Raw genomic sequence first — 22395 nt, forward strand, 5'->3', positions numbered from 1 at the left:
CGTCCGACTACCCGCCCACGGGCGGCTCGCTGCGCGGGGCACTGCCCAGATGGACGCCGACCCGCTTGACCAGCAGCGTCATCTCGTAGGCGACCTGGCCGACGTCGGAGTCGGCGTCGGAGAAGACGGCGAGGCAGCTTCCGTCGCCGGCGGCCGTCACGAAGAGGAAGGCGTCGTCCAGCTCGACCACGGTCTGGCGGACGTTGCCCGCCTCGAAGTGGCGGCCCACGCCCTTGGCGAGGCTGTGGAAGCCGGACGCCACGGCGGCCAGGTGCTCGCTGTCCTCCCTGGTCAGGTCGGTGGACACGCCCATGGCCAGGCCGTCGCCGGACAGGACGACGGCCTTGCGGATGCTGGCGACCCGGTCGACCAGGTCGTCGAGGAGCCAGTTCAGCTCCTTCTTCTTGGTGTCCGTGTGGCCGGTCGCGTTCGGTGCGGTCATCGACCGTCTCCCTCAGTCGTTCCTTGTGCTGTACCGCTGTGGGCTCGGTCGCCCTCAGCGTTCTCCTCACGGCCGCGCTCCCAGCCGCGCTGGAGCGATGCCATCCGGGAGCGGACCTCGTCGGCGTCGCGTACGGCGGGCTCGAAGGTGTTCTCGGGGCGCCGGTCGGGCTCGCGCCGGAGCTGCGGTGCCAGGTTGGCCTGGCGTACGCGCTTGGGCAGCGGGGCGGTGCCGTCGGGCGCCGGGTCGGCGGGGGCGGGGGCCGCGTGGGCGGCCGCCGCGCTGATCGGGTCGGGGGTGTCCGGGCCGGGCCGGGTCCGGCGCGGCAGCTCCGGGGGCAGCGCGTCGGTGTCGGCGGGCGCGGTCTCGGGCTGCTCGGCGGTGGCGGTGCGGGCGGTCCGGGGCGTGGGGCGCCTGCCGGAGTCGCCCCGGCGGCGGGTGGGCAGCGGGGGCGGGCCGTCGGGCTCGGCACCGAAGGGCTCGGCACCCGGCGCGACGGGCTCGCCGTGCGAGCTGACCAGCTTCGGCGGCTCGCGCCGGGGCGGCGGGACGAGGGCGCCGGCGTCGTGGAGGTCGGCGGGGGCGAGGCTGCGGGCGCGGAAGATGCCGCCCAGTTCGCCGTCGTCGTCCGCCAGCACGCTCGGGAAGTCCCCGGCGGGGGCGTCCAGGGCGCGCCGGTCCACCAGGGCGCCCAGCTCGGCCGGTTCGTCGGCCGCGTCCGCCACGGGCCGCGCGATGCCGCGTTCCCGCGTCCGCTGGGTCTCCTTGGACAGGTCGCCGAGCCGGATGCCGATGCCGTTGGTGTCGGGGGCGTCGTCGGTGAGCAGCGCGTCGGGGATGAGGACGACGGCCGTGGTGCCGCCGTAGGGAGAGGGCTGGAGGGAGACGCGTACGTGCTGGCGGCGGGCGAGGCGGCTGACCACGAACAGGCCGAGCCGGTCGGTGTCGGACAGCTCGAACTCGGGGGTCTCCGCGAGCCGCAGGTTGGCGTCGAGCAGCGCCTCGGCGGTCATGCCGAGGCCACGGTCGTGGATCTCCAGGGCGAAGCCGTTGGCGACCCGCTCCCCCACCACGTGCACATTGGTGTGCGGGGGCGAGAACAGCGTGGCGTTCTCCAGCAGTTCGGCCACGAGGTGGGTGAGGTCGGAGACGGCGGGGCCGATGACGGCCACGCGGGGCAGCCGCCGTACCTCCACGCGCTCGTAGTCCTCCACCTCGGCGACGGAGGCGCGGACGACGTCCATGAGCCGCACCGGGCGGCGCCACTGCCGGGAGGGCGCGGCGCCGGAGAGGATCACCAGGCCCTCGGCGTGGCGGCGCATGCGGGTGGTGAGGTGGTCCAGACGGAAGAGGTCGGCGAGTTCGTCGGTGTCCTCGGTGCGGCGCTCCATGGTGTCCAGCAGGGTGAGCTGCTTGTGCAGCAGCACCTGGCTGCGGCGGGCGAGGTTGACGAACACCTCGGAGACCCCGGCGCGCAGTTCGGACTGCTTCACGGCGGCCTCGACGGCGGCCCGCTGGAGGGTGTTGAGGGCACGGCCGACCTCGCCGATCTCGTTCTGGTCGTACTCGGGCCGGGGCACCTCGCTCTCCACGTCCACCGGTTCGCCCGCGGAGAGGCGGCGCATCACATGGGGCAGCCGGACGGCGGACGCCTCGTGCGCCTCCGTCCGTAGCCGCTTCAGGTCCCGGATGAGCCGGCGGCCGACGCGCACGGACAGGACGAGGGAGACGAGGAGGGCCGCGAGGCCGAGTACGCCGACGACGGCGGCCTGGGCGATGACGCCGTAGGTGACGGGCCGTACCCGGTCGCGGAAGCGGGAGCCGGCCTGGTCGTCCATGGTGCCGAGGTCTTCGAGGACGCCTCCGGCGACGGCGTGCCAGCTCGCGGTGGTGACACCGCGCGGGATGCCGGCGCCGGTGTCGATGACCTCGCGTTCGGCCGCCCGCAGCGGGGCGGTGGTGGCGTTGCGCCAGTAGCTCTTGTAGCGGTCGCGTTCCGGGCCGGGCAGCAGCGGGAGGCTGACGTCGTAGAGGAGGGTGCGCTGGGCGACGAGGTCGGAGACCTGGCGGGCCTCTTCGCGGGAAAGGCTGCCGACCACCAGGGCGGAGCCGAGGATGGCGTCCTCGCGGGAGAGGAGTTCGCGGGCGCGGCCGGTGTTGACGAGGGCCCCAGCCTGCTTGTCCATCTCCACGTCGTCGACGCCGTCGACCGCGGCGACCAGGGCGTAGCAGGGGTCGACCAGGCGGTTGTAGAGGTCGAGGGCGCCGGCCCGGGTGAGGGTGCGCTCCTCGACGCTGCGGCGCAGGGACTCCAGGCCGCCGAGGGCGTCCAGCGCGGTGGTGAGGCGTTCGCCGTCCTCGCCGCGCAGCGCGTCGCGGGTCTCGGGGTTCTGTGCGTTGGCGCGGAGGGTGGCCAGGGCGCGGTCGGTGGCGGTGCGGGAACGGTGCAGCTCGGCCAGGGCGTCGGCGGCGCGCGGGTCGGCGAGGTAGACGAGGCTCTGCCGGCGCTCGTGCTGGAGGTCGCGGACGGTGCCCTCGGTGGGGTGGCCGATGTCCTTCACGGCGCGTGAGACGCGCAGCGACCGGGCGACCTCACTTCCCGTCAGCACGGTGGCGAACGCCCAGACGACGGTCAGGGCCACCAGCGGCACGAGAAGCAGCGCCACGATCTTCCGGCGGATCGACTTCCCGCGAAACCGCATGGCCTCCCCCAGCTCGCCCCCTCACCCGGGGTACGTGTGTCCGACTCGGAACGGCGCGAGCCTACTACCGCCCCGCGGGTGTCTCGAAGGCGCGTCTGATGCACGAACTCCCTTGCCAGGGACGGTAGATGGCGAGTTGTCCGGGCATTGGGGGAGATTGCGGCCGTGACGGGAGGGGTCCAGGGGAAGCGGGCCGAAACAGTACGGACACCGGTTGGCCGGAAATTTTCACAAGTCGGGAATCTTCGCGGGGCCTTGTTCGTCGTTCACTTGGGGAGACGGGGAGGGAATCGGCCACACCAGCCGCATCCTTCACCCCGGCCGCGTAAAACAGCGCAAGCCGGGCAGCCACTGGGGAGTCGGGGCCTTCGGGGTCCGGGGCGAGCGGCATGCCGGCGGTGGGGAGTGACACGGTGATGGGCACGGCTGAGCGGCGCGAGGCGCCCGAGGTGGGCGTGGCGGAGCGCCCGGCGCGGATTCCGGACCAGGTGGGCCCGGAGCGCGGGATACCGGCGCGCACGCCGGGTGGCGGGAGAACCGGACGGCAGCAGGCGGCGTACCGGCCGCTGTGGGTGGAGGAACCGGCGAAGCGGCGCCGGATGGCGGACCCGGTGCGTACGGCCGCCGTGCGGGCGGTACTGATCATCGCGGTGACGCTGATCCAGGCGATGGTGGCGTTCCTGTGCACGCTGGCCGGTTCCTGGGCGGCGTTCCCGATGGTGATCAGCAGCGTGGCGAGCACGGTGGTGGCGACCTGGGCGGTGGTCGACGTCTGGGTGACCCGCCAGGTGTGGAACCAGCGGTACGGAGTGGTCTCCGAGCCGAGCAGCACGGCCCGGCAGCTCCGCCGGGAGCGGCGGGCGGCGCGGCGGCGTGAGCGCACCGCGCGGCGGGACCAGGAGCGGATAGCCAGGCGGGCCGGCGCGAAGCGGCTGTCCCACCCCTGACATCGACCGGCGTCGGCCCGGTCCTCTCCTCTCAAGGTGAGGCGGTCCGCACCGTCCTGCCGAGTTCGCGCCGGGCGCGGGTGAAGGGCCGGGACCGGTCCACCGCGAGGACGGCCACGGTGGTGCCGTCGCGTTCGTAGCGGGCCAGGAAGCCGCCGTCGCCCGGTCCCTCGTCGGTGAGTTCGCCCTCGATGACACGGACGGTGTCCCCGGCCCGGTACCGGCCCGCGAACTGGATGCGGGAGCCGTACTGGTCGGACCAGAAGTAGGGCACCGTCCGCGCGGTGGCGAGGGTGCGTCCGGCGAGCAGATTGGTCACGGCGACGCGGGGCTGCTCGGTGGCCGAGGTCCAGTGCTCGGCGCGGACGCCGCCGACGCGGGCCACATCACCGACGGCGACCACCTGGGGCAACGCGGTCACGCACCCGGCGTCGCAGAGCACGCCGTCGCCCGGGGCGAGCGTCGAGCCCGCCAGCCAGGCGGTGTTGGGGACGGCGCCGATGCCGGCGATCACGATGTCCGCGCTCAGGGTGTGGCCGCCGGCCAGCTCCACGCGCGTGTCCGACCCGGCGCGGCCGAGGCGCGTCACCCCGATGCCGGTGCGGAGCTTCACCCCGCCCCGGCGGTGCAGGGTGGCGCACACGGCGGCCATCTCCGGGCCGAGTTGGGGCAGCAGGGGCAGCGGGGCGGCTTCGAGCACGGTGACGTCATGGCCGAGGGCGGCACAGGACGCGGCGGTCTCGGCGCCGATGAAGCCGCCGCCGATGACGACGACCCGCCGCGGGCCCTCGGTGAGCCGGGCGCGCAGGGCGCGGGCGTCGTCCAGGGTGCGCAGGGTGTGGACGCCGGCGGGGGCGCCGGGCAGGCGGCGGGCCACGGCACCGGTGGCGATGACCAGGCCGTCCGTGGCGACGGTGCGGCCGTCCTCCAGCAGCAGGGTGCGGGCCCGGGTGTCGAGGCCCCGCGCGCGGACCCCGAGCAGCCATTCGGCGTCGAGGTCGGCCCTCTCCTCGGCGTCCGTCAGGGCGAGTTGCTCCTCGTCGGCGCGGCCGGTGAGGAAGCCCTTGGAGAGCGGCGGGCGGTCGTAGGGCGGGTGCGGTTCGTCGCCGACGACGACCAGCCGGCCGTCGTAGCCCTGTGCGCGCAGCTCGCGTGCCGCGTACAGCCCGGCGAGGGAGGCGCCGACGATGGTCACGGTCCTCATGTGCGTGACTCCTTGTCCGCGAGGGCGCGGTCAGGTTGTCCCCGAGGGCGCGGTCAGGCGGCCGTTCCCTCGCGGACCGTGACGTGGACGTGGATCATGCCGTCGTCCACGGTGACGAGGTGGGTGCGCAGGGCGTGCCGGGCCGGGAGGCAGGTCGGGGCGCCGGTGCGCAGGTCGAACGCGGCCGCGTGCAGGGGGCATTCGATCAGGCAGCCCTCCAGCCAGCCCTCGGAGAGTGAGGCGTCCTGGTGGGTGCAGGTGTCGTCGACGGCGTACAGGGAGCCGTCGTCGGTGCGGAACACGGCGATCGGCGGGGCGGTGTCGAGCCGGACGGACTCGCCCTCGGGGAGGTCTTCGAGACGGCAGACGGGAATCACGGGGCCTCCAAGAGATCCGCACCCCTTCCGGGATACGGACGCTTCGGTAACATGATGTTCCGCATGGCGCACGAACAAGCGCTGTGCGCAACAGAATCCGCGCGGGACGGCCGTCGCGTCAAGGGCTTCCCGCAGACGCGGCCCGTACCGGGCCGGCAGATGGTGGGAGTCGAGCCATGAGCCGCACGCAGAAGCGGTCCGACCGCGGCGACGAGACCAGGGCGAACGACGGTCCGGCGGAGCGGAGCAGAGGCCGGAGCGCGGCCAGTTCCGTGCAGTCGGTGGACCGTGCCGTGAGTGTGCTGGAGATCCTCGCCCGGCACGGTGAGGCCGGCGTCACCGAGATCGCGGAGGAGCTGGACGTGCACAAGTCCACCGCGTTCCGGCTGCTCGGCGTCCTGGAGAACCGGGGCCTGGTCAGCCAGGCCAGCGACCGCGGCAAATACTTCCTGGGCGCCGGTGTGCTGCGCCTCGCCGGAGCGGCGGCGGTACGGCTGGACATCTCCCAGGAGGGCGTCCCGGTCTGCCGCGAGGCCGCCGACGAACTCGGCGAGACGGTGAACATCGCGGTGCTGGACGACGACGCCGCCGTCAATGTCATGCAGGCCCGCGGCACCGCCTCCGTCACCGCGCAGAACTGGCTCGGCCGGCGCACCCCGCTGCACGCCACCTCCAGCGGCAAGGTGCTGCTCGCGCACATGCCGCCCACCCTGCGCGAGGGCTTCCTCGCCCGGCCGCTGCCCCGGTTCACCGACCGCACGGTCACCGGCGCGGCCCTGCTGCGGACCGAGCTGGAGTCCGTGCTGGAGCGCGGATACGCCATGACCACCGACGAGCTGGAGCTGGGCCTCGCGGCCGCGGCCGCGCCGATCCGGGCGCACGACGGCAAGGTCATCGCGGCGATCAGCGTCTCCGGGCCGGTGTACCGGCTGGGCCCGGAGCGGCTGTCGGTGGTGGCGAAGCGGATGGCCACGGCGGGCGAGGAGCTGTCCCGGCGCATGGGCTACGGCTTCTGACGGAGGGCCGGGCGGACGTTCGGCGGGCCCGGCCACCAGGGCGATCACGGCGCGGCACCAGGCGGTTGACGCGTGCCTCTTGACGGTGCTGTCGCGGGGTTCCCACTATGTTCCTCACCACGCAACCCATCGTGCACTGCGCAACAGCAGAGGAGCCTGTCGTGCCACACGAGGTCCGTGCCGCAGTCGCCGTGAAGCGCGGGGCGCCCGTCGAGCTCCGGACGGTCGTCGTCCCCGATCCTGGTCCGGGTGAGGTGCTGGTCGACGTCCGCGCGTGCGGGGTCTGCCATACGGACCTGCACTACCGGGAGGGCGCGATCACGGACGACTTCCCGTTCCTGCTGGGCCATGAGGCGGCCGGGACGGTGGCGGCCGTGGGCGCGGGGGTGACGGACCTGCGGCCGGGCGACTACGTCGTCCTGGCCTGGCGGGCGCCCTGCGGCGGTTGCCGTTCCTGTCGCCGGGGCCGTCCCTGGTACTGCTTCGACTCCCGCAACGCCGCCCAGCCGATGACCCTGACCGACGGCACCCCGCTCACCGCCGCCCTGGGCATCGGGGCGTTCGCCGAGAAGACGCTGGTCGCGGCGGGCCAGGCGGTGAAGGTCGACCCGGCGGCCAGACCCGAGGCCGCCGGGCTCATCGGCTGCGGGGTGATGGCCGGTTACGGCGCCGCGGTCCACACCGGCCGGGTCGGCCGGGGCGACTCGGTGGCCGTCATCGGCTGCGGCGGCGTCGGTGCCGCGGCCGTCGCCGGGGCCTGCCTGAACGGCGCCATGAAGGTCATCGCCGTCGACATCGACGACCGCAAGCTGGACCAGGCGGAACGGTTCGGCGCCACGCACACCGTCAACTCCCGCGGCACCGACCCCGTCCAGGCGGTGCGGGAACTCACCGGCGGCTTCGGCGTGGACCTCGCCATCGACGCGGTGGGCCGCCCGGAGACCTTCACCCAAGCCTTCTACATGCGCGACCACGCCGGACTGCTGGTCCAGCTCGGCGTGCCCGAGCCCGGCCTGAAGGTCGAACTCCCCCTGACCGACGTGTTCTCGCGGGGCGGCGCGATCAAGTCCTCCTGGTACGGCGACTGCCTGCCGAGCCGGGACTTCCCGTTCCTCATCGACCAGTACCTCTACGGGCTCCTCGACCTCGGCGCCTTCGTGTCGGAGACCGTCGCGCTCGACGGGGTCGAGAAGGCGTTCGGCCGGATGCGGCGCGGCGAGGTGCTGCGCTCGGTCGTCGTTCTCTGAAACCCGCCCCGACCGACTCCCCCACCCCCGTCCGCGCTAGGAGGGGCATGTCCGCCGCCACGCCCGAAGACCGTCCGCACCCGTCCCCCGAGACCTCCCCGCGCGTCGTGATCGTCGGCGCCGGGATCGTCGGCTGCTCCCTCGCCGACGAGCTGACCGCACGCGGCTGGACGGACGTCACCGTCCTCGAACAAGGTCCGCTGCCCGCCCCCGGCGGTTCCACCTCGCACGCGCCGGGGCTCGTCTTCCGGACCAGCCCGTCGAAGACGCTGACCGAGTTCGCCCGGTACACCGTGGAGAAGTTCGGCTCGCTCAGCCACGACGGCGTGCCCTGCTTCGAGGCGGTCGGCGGCCTGGAGCTGGCCACCACCCCCGAACGCCTCGCCGACCTCCACCGCAGGGCCGGGCTCGCCGCCGCCCGGGGCGTGCGCGGCGAGGTGGTGAACCCCGCCCGCTGCAAGGAACTCTGGCCGCTGCTGGACGAGTCGGTGGTGCTGGGCGGGTTCCACACCCCGGAGGACGGCCTGGCCCGTGCGGTGGCCGCGTGCCGTGCCCAGCTCGACCGGGCCACCGCGCGCGGCGCCCGTTTCCTGGACCGGCACACCGTCACCGGCATCGAGCGGGCGGCCGGCCGGGTCACCGGTGTCGTCACCGACCGGGGTGTCTTCCCGGCCAACCATGTCGTCTCGGCGGCGGGCTTCTGGGGGCCGGTGATCGGCCGTATGGCCGGAGTAGACGTGCCGTTGCAGCCGCTGGCGCACCAGTACGCGCGAACCCGGCCGCTGCCCGGACTGAGCGGGGCGCACGCGGAGGCGACCTGGCCCATCCTCCGCTTCCAGGACGCCGACCTGTACTTCCGGGAGCACCACGACCGCATCGGCATCGGCTCCTACGCGCACCGGCCGCTGCCCGTGGACCCGTTCGGCGTGCCGGGGTTCGACGAGGCGCGGGGGCGGGGGATGGAGATGCCGTCCTCGTACCCCTTCACCGAGGAGGACTGGGCGCCGAGCTGGGCGGACGCCCGGCGGCTGGTGCCGGCCTTGCGCGAGGTGGAGGTGGAGAGCGGGTTCAACGGGGTGTTCTCGTTCACCCCGGACGGCATGCCCCTGCTCGGGGAAGCCCGTGAACTGCGCGGTTTCTGGCTGGCCGAGGCGGTGTGGGTCACGCACTCCGCGGGTGTGGCCAGGGCGGTGGCCGAATGGATGGTTGACGGCCGATCGTCGATCGACGTGCACGACTGCGATGTCACGCGATTCGAGGAAGCGCAGCGTTCACCGGCATACGTCCGTGAACGCGGTTCACAGCAGTTTGTCGAGGTGTACGACGTCACCCACCCCCTCCAGCCGATGGAGCGGCCACGCCCGCTGCGCGTCAGCCCCTTCCACGCCCGGCAGGAGCAGCTCGGCGCGTTCTTCCTGGAGGGCGGCGGCTGGGAGCGCCCGCACTGGTACGAGGCGAACGCCCCGCTGGTGGCCTCCCTCGGTGCCAAGCTGCCCGAGCGCGACGCCTGGTCGGCCCGCTACTGGTCCCCCGTCGCCGCCGCCGAGGCCCGCGCCACCCGCGAGCGCGTCGCCCTGTACGACATGACCCCGCTGCGCCGCCTGGAGGTCACCGGCCCCGGCGCCCTCGACTTCCTCGACCGCATGACCACCAACAAGCTCCGCAAGAGGCCGGGCGCCGTCACGTACACCCTCCTGCTGGACGAGGCCGGCGGCATCCGCTCCGACCTCACCGTGGCCCGCCTCGCCGAGAACCACTTCCAGATCGGCGCCAACTCCCCCGCCGACCTCGACCACCTCCTCCGGCACGCCCCCGCTGGGGGCCCCTCCCGCTCGAGCGAAGCCGAGAGTGGGGGAGTCCACATCCGGGACATCACCTCCGGCACCTGCTGCGTCGGCGTCTGGGGCCCCCTGGCCCGCGCGCTGGTGCAGCCGCTGACCGGGGACGACTTCTCCCACGAGGGCTTCGGCTACTTCCGGGCCAGGCGCACCCACATCGGCCATGTCCCGGTCACCGCGATGCGTCTGAGCTACGTCGGCGAGCTGGGCTGGGAGCTGTACACCACCGCCGACCTGGGCCTGAGGCTCTGGGACACGCTCTGGGAAGCGGGGCGGGACCTGGGCGTGATCGCGGCCGGACGGTCGGCGTTCAACTCGCTGCGGCTGGAGAAGGGCTACCGCGCCTGGGGCACCGACATGACCACCGAGCACACCCCGGCCGAGGCGGGCGTCGGCTTCGCCGTCCGGATGGACAAGGGCGACTTCGCGGGCCGGGAAGCCCTGTGCGACCGCCCCGGACCCACCCGCAGGCTGACCCCGCTGCTGCTGGACGACCCGGCCGCCGTGGTGCTCGGCAGCGAACCGGTGTCGGTGGACGGCACGACGGCGGGCTACGTGACCAGCGCGGCCTACGGCTACACGCTGGGCCGGTGCGTCGCCTACGCGTGGCTCCCGGCGGGCCTCGCCCCCGGCACCGGCGTGCACATCGAGTACTTCGGCGAGAAGGTCCCCGCGACCGTCGCCGAGGAACCGCTGTTCGACCCGGAGATGACCCGCATCCGCCGCTGACAGCCCGTCCGGAAGAACCCCAGGAGGTCCGACAGAAGTGTCCCCCACCTACGACGTGATCGTCATCGGCCTGGGCGGCATGGGCAGCGCCGCCGCCCACCACCTCTCCGCGCGCGGCGCCCGCGTGCTCGGGCTGGAGAAGTTCGGCCCGGTGCACAACCGGGGCTCCAGCCACGGCGGTTCCCGCATCACCCGCCAGTCCTACTTCGAGGACCCGGCCTACGTCCCCCTGCTGCTGAGGTCCTACGAGCTGTACGAGGAGCTGGAGCGGGCCACCGGCCGGGAGGTCTCCCTCCTGTGCGGCGGCGCGATGGTCGGCCGGCCGGACTCCCGTACCGTCTCCGGCTCGCTGCGCTCGGCCACCGAGTGGGACCTGCCCCACGAGATGCTCGACGCCAAGGAGATCCGGCGCCGCTTCCCCACCCTGAACCCGGCCGACGACGAGGTCGCCCTGTTCGAGGCGAAGGCCGGCCTGCTGCGCCCGGAGAACATGGTCGCGGCCCACCTCCAGGCGGCCACCCGGCAGGGCGCCGGGCTGCGCTTCGAGGAGCCGGTGGTGCGCTGGGAGCCGTACCGGGACGGGGTGCGGGTGCACACCGGCGAGAACACGTACACGGCCGGGCAGTTGGTGATCTGCCCCGGTGCCTGGGCGCCGCGGCTGCTCGCGGACATCGGGGTGCCGATCACCGTGGAGCGGCAGGTCATGTACTGGTTCCAGCCGGCGGGCGGCACCGGGCCGTTCCAGCCGGAGCGGCACCCCGTCTACATCTGGGAGGACCCGGACGGCGTCCAGGTGTACGGCTTCCCCGCCATCGACGGACCGGAGAAGGGCGCCAAGGTCGCGTTCTTCCGCAAAGGGCAGGACACCACCCCGGAGACCATCGACCGGACGGTGCACGAGCACGAGGTGCGGGCCATGGCGGATCACATGGCCGCGCTGATCCCCGACCTGCCCGGCACCTTCCTGAAGGCCGCCACCTGCATGTACTCCACCACTCCGGACGAGCACTTCGTGATCGCCCGGCACCCCGTGCACCCGGAGTCGGTCACCGTGGCATGCGGTTTCTCCGGGCACGGCTTCAAGTTCGTGCCGGTCGTCGGCGAGATCCTGGCCGACCTCGCGCTGACCGGGTCGACCGCGCACCCGACCGGCCTGTTCGACCCCGCCCGCTTCACCGCCCCGGCCGCCCGAGGAGCCCAGCCATGACGACGACCCCGGTCTCCCCCAGCCTGATCGCCACCCTCCCCGGCCGCTACTACACCGACCCCGAGGTGTTCCGGCGCGAGCAGGAGGCGCTGCTGGAGTCGATGTGGTTCTGCGCCGTGCGCAGCGCCGACCTGGACCGGCCCGGCGCCTTCCGTACGGTCCGGGTCGGCCGGGAGAGCGTGCTCGTCACCCGCGACCGCACGGGCGCGCTGCGGGCCTTCCTCAACGTCTGCCGGCACCGGGGCGCCCGGCTGTGCACCGAGGAGTCCGGCGAGGTCCGCCGCGGCCTGCAATGCCCCTACCACGCCTGGACGTACGGGCTCGACGGCAAGCTGGTCGCCGCGCCCAACCTGACCAGGATGCCGGACGTGGACCGGGACCGGTACGGGCTGATCAAGGTCGCGCTGCGGGAGTGGCTGGGCTACGCCTGGGTGTGCCTGGCCGACGAACCGCCCTCCTTCGAGGAGACCGTCCAGCACGCGGCCGTGGAGCGGCTGGGCGACCCGGCGGCCATCGAGCACTACGGCACCGAGCGCCTGGCCCTCGGCAGGCGGGTCACCTACGACGTGCGGGCCAACTGGAAGCTGATCGTCGAGAACTTCATGGAGTGCTACCACTGCGCCACGATCCACCCCGAACTCACCGAGGTGCTCCCGGAGTTCGCGGACGGTTACGCGGCCCAGTACTACGTGGGCCACGGCGCGGAGTTCGGCGCGGGCGTCGAGGGGTTCACGGTGGACGGCAGCGCGGGCTTCGGCCGGCTCCCGGAGGTGGCCGAGGAGCAGGACCGGCGCTACTACGCCATCACGGTCCGGCCCAACGTCTTCGTCAACCTCGTACCCGACCACGTCATCCTGCACCGGATGTTCCCGCTGGCCGAGGACCGCACGGTGGTGGAGTGCGACTGGCTGTACGCGCCGGAGGTGGTGGCGTCCGGGGCCGACGTGTCGAGGTCGGCGGAGCTGTTCCACCGGGTCAACGTCCAGGACTTCGCGGCGTGCGAGCGGACCCAGCCCGCGATGTCCTCACGCGCCTATCGCGGGGGCGGGGTGCTGGTGCCGGCCGAGCATCACATCGGGGCATTCCATGCATGGCTGCGGGAGAAGCTGGGCGGACAGGCTCCGTGAGCGCCGAAGCGGGGTAGGACACGGCCGCTCCCGTTTCCCTCTGCCCCCAGGAGTCACACCGATGACGAAGGCAGCACCGCCGTCAGGCACGCACGGGCACGACGACAGCGAACTCGCGGAATTCGGGTACCGGCCCGAACTCAAGCGCACGCTGGGCAACTTCCACACCTTCGCCGCCGGGATCAGCTACATCTCGATCCTGACCGGCACCTTCCAGTTGTTCTACTTCGGCTACGGCAGCGGCGGCCCCGCCTACTGGTGGTCGTGGCCGATGGTGTTCGTGGGGCAGTTCGCGGTGGCCCTGTGCTTCGCGGAGCTGGCGGCCCGGCATCCGGTGGCGGGCTCGGTCTACAACTGGTCGAAGCGGATCGGCAATCCGCACCTCGGCTGGCTGGCCGGGTGGATGATGCTGGTCGCGTCCATCGTGTCGATCGCGGCGGTGGCGCTGGCCTACCAGCTCACGCTGCCGCAGATATCGTCCGTCTTCCAGTTCGTCGGGGACGGCACCGGCACCTACGACGTGGCGACCAACGCGGTCGTCCTGGCCACCGTGTTGATCGTGTTCACCACGCTGGTCAACGCCTTCGGGGTGAAGCTGATGGCCACGATCAACACCGCGGGGGTGTTCATCGAGCTGGTCGCCAGTGTGGTGCTGATCGTCATGCTGGCCGTGCACATCACCCGTGGCCCGCAGGTCGTGCTGGAGACCAACGGCACCGGCGCGGGCCACGGCGCCGGTTACCTCGGCGCGTTCCTGGTGGCGTCGCTGGCGTCGGCGTACGTGATGTACGGCTTCGACACGGCCGCCTCGCTCGGCGAGGAGTCGCTGGACCCGTCCCGGAACGCACCCCGCGCCATCCTGCGGGCGATCATCGCCTCCTTCGTGCTGGGCGGCCTGGTGCTGCTGCTGGCGCTGATGAGCGTCTCCAGCCTCAAGGACGACAAGCTGTCCGTGGACGGGCTCCAGTACGTGGTGCTGGACGTGCTCGGGCCGACCGCCGGCAAGGGGATGCTGTGGTGCGTGCTGATCGCGGTCACGGTGTGCGCGCTGGCCGTGCACACGGCGGCGATCCGGCTGGCGTTCGCCATGGCACGGGACAACAACCTGCCCGCGTCCTCGCTGCTGGCCCGCGTGAGCCCGCGTTTCAGGACCCCGGTGGTGCCGGCCGTGGTGATCGGGGTGCTGGCGCTGGCGATCCTGGTGGTCAACATCCGTCAGCCGCAGATCTTCACCGTGGTCACCAGCATCGGCATCATCATGATCTACCTGGCCTACCTGGGGGTGACCGCGCCGATGCTGGTGGCGCGGCTGCGCGGCCGGTGGACCCCGGCCGGGGAGGGCCGCTTCTCGCTGGGCCGCTGGGGGCTGGCCGTCAACGTGGTCGCGGTGGTGTGGGGCGCGGGGATGACCCTCAACCTGATCTGGCCGCGCCCGGCGGTGTACAACGCGAGCGCGCCCTACCACTGGTATCTGCGGTGGGGCGCGGTGCTGTTCGTCGCGGTGATCGCGGGCGGCGGCTTCGCGTACTACTGGTTCGTCCAGCGGCAGCGCACGGGGGTACTGGCGGAGCACCGGCTGGAGGTCCCGCCGGGGACCTCCGAGCCGACGCCCGCGTCAGACTGAGGACACCCCCGCCGACGGCCGCTTGTACATCCGGGTCGCGGTGATCTCGCTGCGCACCCCGTCCCCGTCCTGCCGCTGCTGCGGCAGACCGGGCCTCAGGTGCTCCTCCACGCTGATGTACTTCAGCCCGGCCCGGAGGTCGGCGTCGTTGCGCAGCCGGATGACCAGCGGGAACTCGGCCAGCGCGGTGGTGTCGAACAGGCCGGTGGTGTACAGGAGCTGGACCCCGAGCGCGTCGGACACGGCCCGCTGCAGCTCCAGCAGGTACGTGGCGTTGGCGCGGCCGATGGGGTTGTCCAGGAACAGCGTGCCCGCGTGCCGGTGCTTGTCGCGGCCCCGGTCGTTGGAGCGCAGGGCGGCCATCGTGCAGTACAGCGCGATGGCGGCGGTGAGGAGCTGGCCGCCGGAGAACACGTCGCCCATCTGACCGACGGGGACCCGCTCGGCACGCAGCACCGCGTCCGGCTTGAGGATCTCCACCGCGACGCCCTTGGGCTGGAGCGCGGCCGCGACCCCGCGCAGCAGCAGGGACATGCCGTCCCGGCGCAGGTCGGAGTTCTTCTTGACGGCGGCACGGGTGGCCTCGTCGATGACCTCGCCGAGCCGCTCGGTGAGGGTGGCCTGGTCGGGCTCCTCGAAGCGGATACGGAGGAACTCCTGCCCGGACCACTCGCCGAGCCCCTCGGGCAGCCGGGAGAGCCGCTGGGCGGAGCGGAGGGTGGCGAGGGAGGACTCGACCAGCCCCCGGAGCCGGTCCACGATCGAGTCGCGGTTGCGCTCCAACTGGGCCAGTTCGTCGGTGAGGACGCGCAGCCGGGGCGCGAAGGCGTCGGCCCACTTCTGGGCGTGCTCGGGCAGCGCGGCGGCGGGCAGTTCGCGGATCTGCTGCCGGGCCGGGGTGCGCACCTGCTCGTAGCGGGTGGAGTTGGCGTGCCGGACCAGGATGTCGCTCGCCTCGCGGACGGCGGTGTCGGCGGCGGAGAGGTCGGCGGCGCAGCCGCGCAGCGAGCGGCGGGCCTCGGCGGCGGACTGCCGGGCCTCCTCCAGGGTGCCGGGGTAGGGCTCGGGGTCCTCCCGTTCGCCCCCTTCTTCCCCTTCGTCCCGGGCCACGGGTTCGCGCAGCAGGTCGCGGAGCATCGCCGCGATCTCGTCGAAGCCGCCCGCGCCGTCCTCGGCGGTCCGGTGGGCCTGCCGGAGTTCGGCGTGCGCGTCGCGGGCCTGGGTCAACGCCTCGGTGCGGGTGGCGAGTTCGGCGGTGGCGGTACGCAGCAGGGACTGGGCGTGCTCGGCGTCGCGCGGCCGGAGCTCCTCGGGCAGCTCGGTGTGGGCGTCGCCGTCCTCGGGGGCGTGCCGCTCGGCCTCGCCGCGCAGCCGGCCGAGCTGTTCGCTCGCCGTGGACATGCGGGTCTCCAGCAGTTGCACCAGTTCCTCGGCGCGGACGGCGGCGGCCTGCCGGGACGGGCCGTCGGAGCCGTCGGGCGACTGGAGGAGCTGCTCGGCGCGGGTGCGGACCTTGTTGCTGAGCCGGTCCAGGTCGGCGCGCGCGGCGCTCTCGTCGCTCTCCGCGCGGGCCTGTTCGGCGCGCAGGTCGGCGCCGACACCGACCTTCTCGTACACCTGGGACGCGGCCCGGTACGCCTCGCGCAGCGCGGGCAGGGACGCCTTCGGGGCGCCGTCCTCCGACTCGGGCACGTCGTCCGGGGCGCCCGCGATCTCGGCGCGCTCGGCGCGCAGGGCGCGGGCGGTGCGGCGGGCGTCGTCGGCGCCGCGCTGGGTGGCGCGCCGGTCCTCGTCGGCGGCGCGGGCGCGCTCCAGGCAGGACTGGGTACGGGCCTCGGACTCGGCGGCGTCGTCGGCCAGTTCGCGGAGCTTGACCTGCCAGGTGGCGCGCTCGCGCAGCCGGTGCGCGAGCCCGGCGAGGGCGTCGGCGACCCGGCTGGCGCGCTGGGCGGCCTCCTGGCGTTCGTCGCGCAGCCGGGTGGCCTCGGCGGCGGTCTCCTCGGCCTCGGCGCGGGCGGTGCGGGCCTCGGTGAGTTCGGCCTCGGCCTCGTCGGCGAAGGCGCGGGCCTCCTCGGCACCGGCGGCGAGTTCCACGATCCGGCCGGCCGGGCAGCCGGCGCGCCAGGAGGCGAGGCGGGCGGCGAGTTCGCGGTCCTTGCCGAGGCGGGCGGCGAGCGCCCGGATCTCGTCGTCGCGTTCGGTGGCCCGCGCGCGCAGGGCCTGGCGTTCCTCGTCGGCGGCGTGCTCGTCGTGCATGGCCGGGTTCGGCGGCACGAGAAAGACGTCGGCGGGCTGCGCCTCGGCGGCGGGGGCCGGGGCGAGCAGGGCGGCGGCGGTGCCGACGGCGACGGCGGAGCGGGGCAGCAGGGCCGCCTCGGCCAGGGCCTCGCGGGCGCGGGCGTGGGTGTCCGGGTCGGTGATGATCACACCGTCGACCAGCTCGGGGCGGGTGGCGAGCACCCGGGCGTGGTCGGCGGGGTCGACGGCCTGGGCGAGGTAGCGCCAGCCGGGCAGCGCGGGGATGCCGTGCTCACCCAGGTACTCCACGGTGGCCAGCACGTCGGGGCCGGGCGGCAGCAGGCCGCCGTCACCGAGCGCGGAGAGGATGCGGGTGTCGTCGGCGGCGGCGGTGCGCAGGTCGAACAGGGTGCGCTCGGCGGCGGACACCGCGTCGTCCAGCAGGCCACGCAGCTCGTCGGCGTAGCGGTCCAGCTCCTCGGCGGTGAGCGGGCCCCCGTCGGCGCTGTCGCGTACGGGCTCACCGGTGTCGGAGCCGTCGCGCGGGGCGGGGATGGCGGAGCGCGACGCCCCGGCGGCGGGCAGGCCGAGCAGCTCCGCGAGGCGTTCCTCGGCGGCCAGCGTCTCCGCGAGCCGGCGCTCGGCCTCGTGGGCGCGTTCGGCGGCGGTGGCCGCGTCGGCGGCGCGGGCGGCGGTGAGTTCGGCGCGGGACTCGGCGGCGGCCGTCTCGCGGGCGTGCTCGACGGCCGCGCGGGCCGCCTCGCGGGCGGTGTCCCAGGCGGCGACGGCCGTCTTCTCGGCGTCGCTGGCGGCGAGCGCGGCCCGCGCGGGGTCGGCGTCGGGGGCGCTGTCGTCCAGCCAGCCCGCGCGGACCGCCTCGGCCGTCTCCTGCTCGACCTCGGTGAGCCGCTGACGCAGGTGCCCGATCTCGCTGCGGGCCCGCTGGGCGTCGGTGGCGGCGGCGGTGGAGTCGCGGTACGCGGCGTCGCTGACCTCCTGGAGGGCGGCGGAGCGCTCCTCCTCCTCGTTGGCGAGCGCCTCGGCGTTCTCGGCGGCCGCGTGCAGGGCGCGTACGAGGTCGACGGCGGCCTTGGCGCGGGCGGCGAGCGCGGGGGCGGCGTCCCGCTCGGCCTCCTGGATGGCGGCGGAGACCCTGGCCACCCGGTCGGCGGCGGCGCGGTGGCGCAGCACGGCCTCTGCGGCCTGCCAGGCGGCGTAAAGGGTGCGTGCGTCGGCCAGCTCGCGCTTCTGCGCGGCGGCGGCCTTCTCGGCGGCGGCCAGCGCCAGCGAGGCGTGCCGGTAGGCGAGTTCGGCCGCGATCAGCGAACTGCGCTCGCGGGCGCCCTCGGAGTGGGTGACGGTGTCGGCGGCGGCCGTGACCCGCTGGGCGAGGTCGGTGGCGCGGACCCGCTCGCGCACGGCCCGCGCGGACAGCCGCCGGGCGAGGGTACGGGTACGGCGCTCGGCACCGGTGTGCACGTCCCGCGCGCGGGTGCGGGCGTCGGCCGCCTCGACGATCCGGCCGAGCAGGTCGACCGAGCCCGCGGTGAAGTCCCGTTCCGCGATGAGTTCGGCGCGGCGGCCCAGCTTGTTGCCGAAGCCGCCGACGAGGTCGGCCAGGCCGTCGGTGTCGCGGGTGTCGGTGACGGCGCGCAGCAGCAGGTCGGTGAAGTCGGAGTCCTTCTTGACCGCGAAGAGGCCGGCCGCCTCACCCTCGTCGGCGTTCATCTCCCGCTGGTAGCGGAAGAGTTCGGGGTCCAGGCCCAGATCGCCGAGGTGCTCGGTCCAGCGCTCGTGGGTCTCCTCCCAGTGCGTCTCCAGATGCGGGTAGTTCTTGCCCGCCTCGGTGAGGGCGTCCCTGAAGCCCTTCATGGTGCGCCGGCGCCCCTGCGCCCCGGAAGCACCCTCCACCAGCGGCCGTACGGCGGTGGACTCCGCCACCGGCAGGTTGTCCAGGCTCAGACCGGGGCCGGGCCGGAACGAGTACCAGGCTTCGGCGAACTTGCGCGGGTCGTTGGAGACCTGGCGCCCGCGCCACTCGCTGACCTTGCCGACGACCACGCACTCGCCGGTCTGCACGTGCTGCCACTCCAGCGCGACGTGTCCGCAGTCGTCGGCGAGCAGGAACTTGCGCAGCACGCCGGAGCTGGCGCCGCCCAGGGTGTTGCGGTGGCCGGGCAGCATCACCGAGAAGATCAGCTTCAGCAGGACGGACTTGCCGCCGCCGTTCTCCAGGAACAGCACCCCGGCGGGCGCGGGCCGGCGCGGCGGGCCGACCGGCTCCTCCTCGAAGAACTCCGCCTGCGTGGGCGCCGGGTCGGGCACGGGGGCGCCCACGCCGCGCAGGTCGAGCACGGTGTCGGCGTAGCGCGCGCCGGCGGGCCCGATGGAGTAGAGGCGGACGCGGGACAGCTCGTACATGGCGGACTCTCGTGAGGTCTTCGAAAAGGTGCGGGCGGGTCAGGAGTGGAAGGGCAGTCCGGCGTCGGCCACCAGGTCCAGGTCGTCGGTGTCCTCGGCGGGCAGCAGGGTGGCGGGGCCGCCGGTCTCGGTCACCACGCCCAGCTCCAGCAGTTCGCTGAGCGCCGCGCCGCCCGCCATGTCCCGCACCTGCAACTGGTAGCGGGCGGTGGTGCGGTAGGTGCCGCCGTGGTCGTCGCCGGTGCGCTGGAGGAACCCGGACTCGGTGAGGAAGCCGAGCGCCTTGGCGACGATGCCGGTGGTGGAGGCGGCCGGGCGCCGGGCGTCCTTGGTGGCGCCGGTGGCGCTGCGCCGGGCCCAGATCCGCCAGGCGGCCTCCAGTCCGGGGGCGTCGGTCGCCGGGTCGGTGTTCTCCCCGGCCTGCTCGGCCCGCTCCTCCAGCCTGCGGCACGCCTGCCGTACGAAGGCGTCCACGCCGTTGACCGTGACGCGCCCGATGTAGGAGTCGTCGGCCAGGTCCTCGGGCCGGGGGAACGCCAGCGCGGCCACGGCCAGGTGGGCCAGACCGTGCAGGAACCGGTCGGCGGAGTCGGCGGTGGTACGGCGGGCGTAGTCCCCCATCCGCACCGCGAACACCGAGTCCTCGGCGGCCGTCACGGCCATCCCGGCCCGCGCAGACACCTCCAGCACGACGAGCCCCAGCCCGGTCGCCACGGCATCCGCGAGCCGCGCGAACGCCCCGTCCTCCCGGTAGCGCCGCAGGAGATCGGTGTACTCCTGGTCCCGCGCGGGCTGAAGCTTCGGCTGCAGCCCGAACGCCACCAGCCGCGCCGCGTCGGCGGCGTCGGCGGGGGTAACGGCCGGCGGCGCCGCCGGCGCTTCGACGTCACTCCACTCGACGTGCTCGGTCACGACGCAAACTCCTTGAACTCGAAACGTGAGGTCATCCCGCCACCGCCCGATCGCTGGCCATCCCCACCGCATCCAACAAGGCGGTCCCCACGATCAGATCCGCCCCGCCGAAGTCGGGATCGTCCAACTCCGTACCGTCATCGACAGCGAACAACAGCTTCGCCTCCCCCTGCCGATAAGCGGTCCCCACAGCAGGACTGGCCGCGTGAATAGCCATCAGCGCGACCAGATACGCCAGCTCGAACCCCTCGGCAGCCCGAGCCTCCGCAAGCAACCCGGACAACCTCCGAGGAGCGTCAGCCGGAAGATCCAGCAAAGCCCGAGCGGTAGCGACCTGCTCCTCCGAGAACCGGCTGTCGTCCGGCGTGGCAATCAGCTCCGGCTCCGGCATCTCCGCGCCCAAGTGCTCCCGCTCGACAGGCGGGGTGAGCAGGATGTCGACCAGATCCCCCACCCGCACCGACACCGGCGTACGCAGCCCCACCCCGCTGCCGAAGAACGCGTCGGTGACCCGGATCGCCTGCTGAAGCGGCAACGGCAGGGTGGGCGCGACCAGATGCCCGTACAGGTCGAGCCCGGAGGTTCCCGTGGGCGTGGCGAACGCCTGCCGGTCCTGCTCCGCGCGGAACAGCGGCCCCGCCTCCAGCAGCCGGGACTGGAGCTGGGTGTGGCGCCGGATGCAGTCCTTGACGATGTCGACCAGCTCGGCCGCGCGCCGCTTGTGCTCCGGCTCCTCCGTCTCGTCGCGGGCCTTGCGGATGTTGGTGAGGATCGCGTTCTCGTGGCGGTAGCGGTCGGCCACGTGGTCCAGCGCCTCGGCGATCATGTCGGGCACCGAGTTGAGCCAGTCGACCGCGCGGACGTTGCGCCGGGTGGCGTCCAGGGCGCGGCGCAGGGTCTCGGAGTACTGCACGGTGCGGTAGCGGGCCTGCTCGGCGGCGAGCTGGGCGTCGGCCAGGCGGCCCCGGCTGATCAGCACCTCCAGCTTGACCTCGGCGGCGATCTGGGCGCTGGTGACGTCGGTGTCGAGAGCGCCGACGAGGACGTTGACGGCTTCGTCGGTGGTGCGCAGGTAGACCGTGCCGCCGGGTCCGGGGACCTCTTCGATGAGCTTGAAGTCGTAGTCGCGGCGGACATAGGTGCCGTCGGAGGCGAAGGTGCCGTACACCGCGCGGAAGCCGCGGTCGGCGCTGCCCACGTTGATCAGGTTCTCCAGCACCCAGCGGGCGACGCGCTCGTGCTCTGCGGCGGTGCGGTGGGGGGCCTGGGCGGCGATGCGCGGGACGAGGCGGGCGACGATCTGCTCGTGGTCGGCGCCGGTGTCGAAGTCCATGTTGAGCGTGACGAGGTCGATGGCGGCGAGCGCCACCTCGGCCATGCCGTACGTCGAGTACTCACCGGCCAGGTTGGCCTTGCGGGCGTCCAGGTCGTGCAGCGGGGCCGTGCAGGCGAGCGCGCGCAGCCGCCGCGCCAGCCCCTCGTCGGCGGCCGGGCCCGGCGCGGGGCGCGGCGCCGCGCTGAGCTGGGGCGGAACGCTGTCCGTCGGTGCAGGCGAAGTCACGGTGCACAGATTAGGTCCTCGGTCCGACAACCACCCAAACGGTGTGGAAGCGACGGCCGTCACAGCGGCACGAGACCCCGTGCGCCGGAGGGCGGCTACTGCTCGTCGACCCGGCGGCGGTAGACCTCCAGCACCCGTTGGAGCGAGTCCGCGAGATAGGTGGACAGCAACTCCTCCGCCCCGGTCCGGTCCCCGGCGCGCAGGGCGTCCAGTATCCGGCGGTTGCGGGCGAGGTAGGGCTCGTGGAGGCGGCGGGGGTGGTCCACATGGTGGAAGGCGAGCCGGAGTTCGGCGAAGACGCTGCGCATCAGCTCGTCGGTGCGCTCGCTGCGGGCCAGCGCGACCAGTTCACGGTGGAAGTGGAAGTTGGCCGTCCCCAGCGATTTCCAGTCACTTTCCCGCGCCGCCGACTCCCCCTCGGCGACGGCTCCGGCGAGCCCGTCGAGGGCGTACGGGGGTTCGCCGAGGCCGCGTACCACGGCGCACTCGACCAGGGCGCGGGTGCGGTAGATGTCCTCCACGTCCGCGACGCTCAGCACCCGGACGAAGACACCCCGGTTGAGTTCGTGGACCAGCAGCCGTTCATGGGTGAGCAGCCGGAACGCCTCGCGCAGGGTGTTCCGGGACACCCCGAGGGCGCCGCCGATGCTGTCCTCCGACAGCCGGGTGCCTGGCGGGAAATAGCCCTCCGCGATCCGGCTCCGGAGGATGTCGGAGACGCGCTCGGCGGTGCTCGTACGGCCCAGGAGGACGCGGTCGTCGGCCAGTTGGCCCAACTGCTCTGCCATGCCCGGAATTCAACC

At 73.6% G+C, this 22395-nt stretch carries 15 protein-coding genes; 7 read left to right on the plus strand and 8 right to left on the minus strand.

Annotated features, from left to right (window positions below; genetic code table 11):
• Positions 1 to 7: 7 nt before the first annotated feature.
• Both ACZ3HQ_RS25035 and ACZ3HQ_RS25040 read right to left on the minus strand, forming a co-directional pair.
• Positions 8 to 442 (minus strand): roadblock/LC7 domain-containing protein, encoded by a 435-nt coding sequence (locus tag ACZ3HQ_RS25035; RefSeq protein ID WP_161190652.1) that lies wholly within the window; start codon positions 440 to 442, stop codon positions 8 to 10.
• Entirely contained in the window at positions 439 to 3144 is a 2706-nt protein-coding gene (locus tag ACZ3HQ_RS25040) for a sensor histidine kinase (RefSeq protein ID WP_467514222.1), read from the minus strand. Before ACZ3HQ_RS25040 ends, ACZ3HQ_RS25035 begins: the two co-directional genes overlap by 4 nt.
• 416 nt (positions 3145 to 3560) lie before the next feature.
• On the opposite strand from ACZ3HQ_RS25040, the gene ACZ3HQ_RS25045 reads away from it, so the two are divergent.
• A complete protein-coding gene (locus ACZ3HQ_RS25045) occupies positions 3561 to 4091 on the plus strand; it encodes a hypothetical protein (protein WP_467514224.1) in 531 nt (176 codons plus the stop codon).
• A 31-nt stretch (positions 4092 to 4122) separates the two neighbouring features.
• Here ACZ3HQ_RS25045 and ACZ3HQ_RS25050 read toward each other — a convergent pair whose 3' ends face one another.
• Positions 4123 to 5295, minus strand: a complete 1173-nt coding sequence (locus ACZ3HQ_RS25050; protein WP_467514226.1) for an NAD(P)/FAD-dependent oxidoreductase — start codon at positions 5293 to 5295, stop codon at positions 4123 to 4125.
• A gap of 53 nt (positions 5296 to 5348) precedes the next feature.
• On the minus strand, positions 5349 to 5672 hold the full coding sequence (locus tag ACZ3HQ_RS25055; RefSeq protein WP_467514227.1) for a bifunctional 3-phenylpropionate/cinnamic acid dioxygenase ferredoxin subunit: 324 nt from the start codon (positions 5670 to 5672) through the stop codon (positions 5349 to 5351).
• A gap of 176 nt (positions 5673 to 5848) precedes the next feature.
• Here ACZ3HQ_RS25055 and ACZ3HQ_RS25060 point away from each other — a divergent pair, with 176 nt between their 5' ends.
• From ACZ3HQ_RS25060 to ACZ3HQ_RS25085, 6 genes are all read left to right on the plus strand, one after another.
• Positions 5849 to 6688, plus strand: coding sequence for an IclR family transcriptional regulator (locus ACZ3HQ_RS25060; protein ID WP_467514228.1), 840 nt, complete (start codon positions 5849 to 5851; stop codon positions 6686 to 6688).
• A gap of 161 nt (positions 6689 to 6849) precedes the next feature.
• Positions 6850 to 7935: an S-(hydroxymethyl)mycothiol dehydrogenase gene (locus ACZ3HQ_RS25065; protein WP_467514230.1), complete on the plus strand. Its 1086-nt coding sequence runs from the start codon at positions 6850 to 6852 to the stop codon at positions 7933 to 7935.
• 47 nt (positions 7936 to 7982) lie between these two features.
• Positions 7983 to 10502, plus strand: coding sequence for a GcvT family protein (locus ACZ3HQ_RS25070; RefSeq protein WP_467514232.1), 2520 nt, complete (start codon positions 7983 to 7985; stop codon positions 10500 to 10502).
• A 37-nt stretch (positions 10503 to 10539) separates the two neighbouring features.
• Entirely contained in the window at positions 10540 to 11709 is a 1170-nt protein-coding gene (solA, locus tag ACZ3HQ_RS25075; protein WP_467514233.1) for an N-methyl-L-tryptophan oxidase, read from the plus strand.
• On the plus strand, positions 11706 to 12836 hold the full coding sequence (locus ACZ3HQ_RS25080) for an aromatic ring-hydroxylating oxygenase subunit alpha (protein WP_467514235.1): 1131 nt from the start codon (positions 11706 to 11708) through the stop codon (positions 12834 to 12836). Before solA ends, ACZ3HQ_RS25080 begins: the two co-directional genes overlap by 4 nt.
• Positions 12837 to 12897: 61 nt before the next feature.
• Positions 12898 to 14460 (plus strand): APC family permease, encoded by a 1563-nt coding sequence (locus ACZ3HQ_RS25085; protein WP_467514237.1) that lies wholly within the window; start codon positions 12898 to 12900, stop codon positions 14458 to 14460.
• Here the strand turns inward: ACZ3HQ_RS25085 and ACZ3HQ_RS25090 are convergent.
• From ACZ3HQ_RS25090 to ACZ3HQ_RS25105, 4 genes are all read right to left on the minus strand, one after another.
• Positions 14452 to 19119: a hypothetical protein gene (locus ACZ3HQ_RS25090; protein ID WP_467514239.1), complete on the minus strand. Its 4668-nt coding sequence runs from the start codon at positions 19117 to 19119 to the stop codon at positions 14452 to 14454. The two genes, ACZ3HQ_RS25085 and ACZ3HQ_RS25090, sit on opposite strands and share 9 nt — an antisense overlap.
• Before the next feature lie 39 nt (positions 19120 to 19158).
• A complete protein-coding gene (locus tag ACZ3HQ_RS25095; RefSeq protein ID WP_467514241.1) occupies positions 19159 to 20031 on the minus strand; it encodes a hypothetical protein in 873 nt (290 codons plus the stop codon).
• A gap of 31 nt (positions 20032 to 20062) precedes the next feature.
• The gene (locus ACZ3HQ_RS25100) at positions 20063 to 21592 is read right to left on the minus strand and encodes a hypothetical protein (protein WP_467514242.1); all 1530 of its coding nucleotides are present in this window, start codon (positions 21590 to 21592) and stop codon (positions 20063 to 20065) included.
• Between the two features lie 95 nt (positions 21593 to 21687).
• Positions 21688 to 22380 carry a GntR family transcriptional regulator gene (locus ACZ3HQ_RS25105; RefSeq protein WP_467514244.1) on the minus strand — a complete coding sequence of 231 codons (693 nt, stop codon included), beginning with the start codon at positions 22378 to 22380 and terminating at the stop codon, positions 21688 to 21690.
• Positions 22381 to 22395 lie beyond the last annotated feature (15 nt).

It is taken from the genome of Streptomyces sp. NPDC018263 (genome assembly GCF_055562575.1).

Bases quoted from the DNA above. Each gene is read 5' to 3' on its own strand.
- ACZ3HQ_RS25035 (WP_161190652.1), bottom strand. From the start codon at position 442: ATGACCGCACCGAACGCGACCGGCCACACGGACACCAAGAAGAAGGAG.
- ACZ3HQ_RS25040 (WP_467514222.1), bottom strand. From the start codon at position 3,144: ATGCGGTTTCGCGGGAAGTCGATCCGCCGGAAGATCGTGGCGCTGCTT.
- ACZ3HQ_RS25045 (WP_467514224.1), top strand. From the start codon at position 3,561: ATGGGCACGGCTGAGCGGCGCGAGGCGCCCGAGGTGGGCGTGGCGGAG.
- ACZ3HQ_RS25050 (WP_467514226.1), bottom strand. From the start codon at position 5,295: ATGAGGACCGTGACCATCGTCGGCGCCTCCCTCGCCGGGCTGTACGCG.
- ACZ3HQ_RS25060 (WP_467514228.1), top strand. From the start codon at position 5,849: ATGAGCCGCACGCAGAAGCGGTCCGACCGCGGCGACGAGACCAGGGCG.
- ACZ3HQ_RS25070 (WP_467514232.1), top strand. From the start codon at position 7,983: ATGTCCGCCGCCACGCCCGAAGACCGTCCGCACCCGTCCCCCGAGACC.
- ACZ3HQ_RS25080 (WP_467514235.1), top strand. From the start codon at position 11,706: ATGACGACGACCCCGGTCTCCCCCAGCCTGATCGCCACCCTCCCCGGC.
- ACZ3HQ_RS25085 (WP_467514237.1), top strand. From the start codon at position 12,898: ATGACGAAGGCAGCACCGCCGTCAGGCACGCACGGGCACGACGACAGC.
- ACZ3HQ_RS25090 (WP_467514239.1), bottom strand. From the start codon at position 19,119: ATGTACGAGCTGTCCCGCGTCCGCCTCTACTCCATCGGGCCCGCCGGC.
- ACZ3HQ_RS25105 (WP_467514244.1), bottom strand. From the start codon at position 22,380: ATGGCAGAGCAGTTGGGCCAACTGGCCGACGACCGCGTCCTCCTGGGC.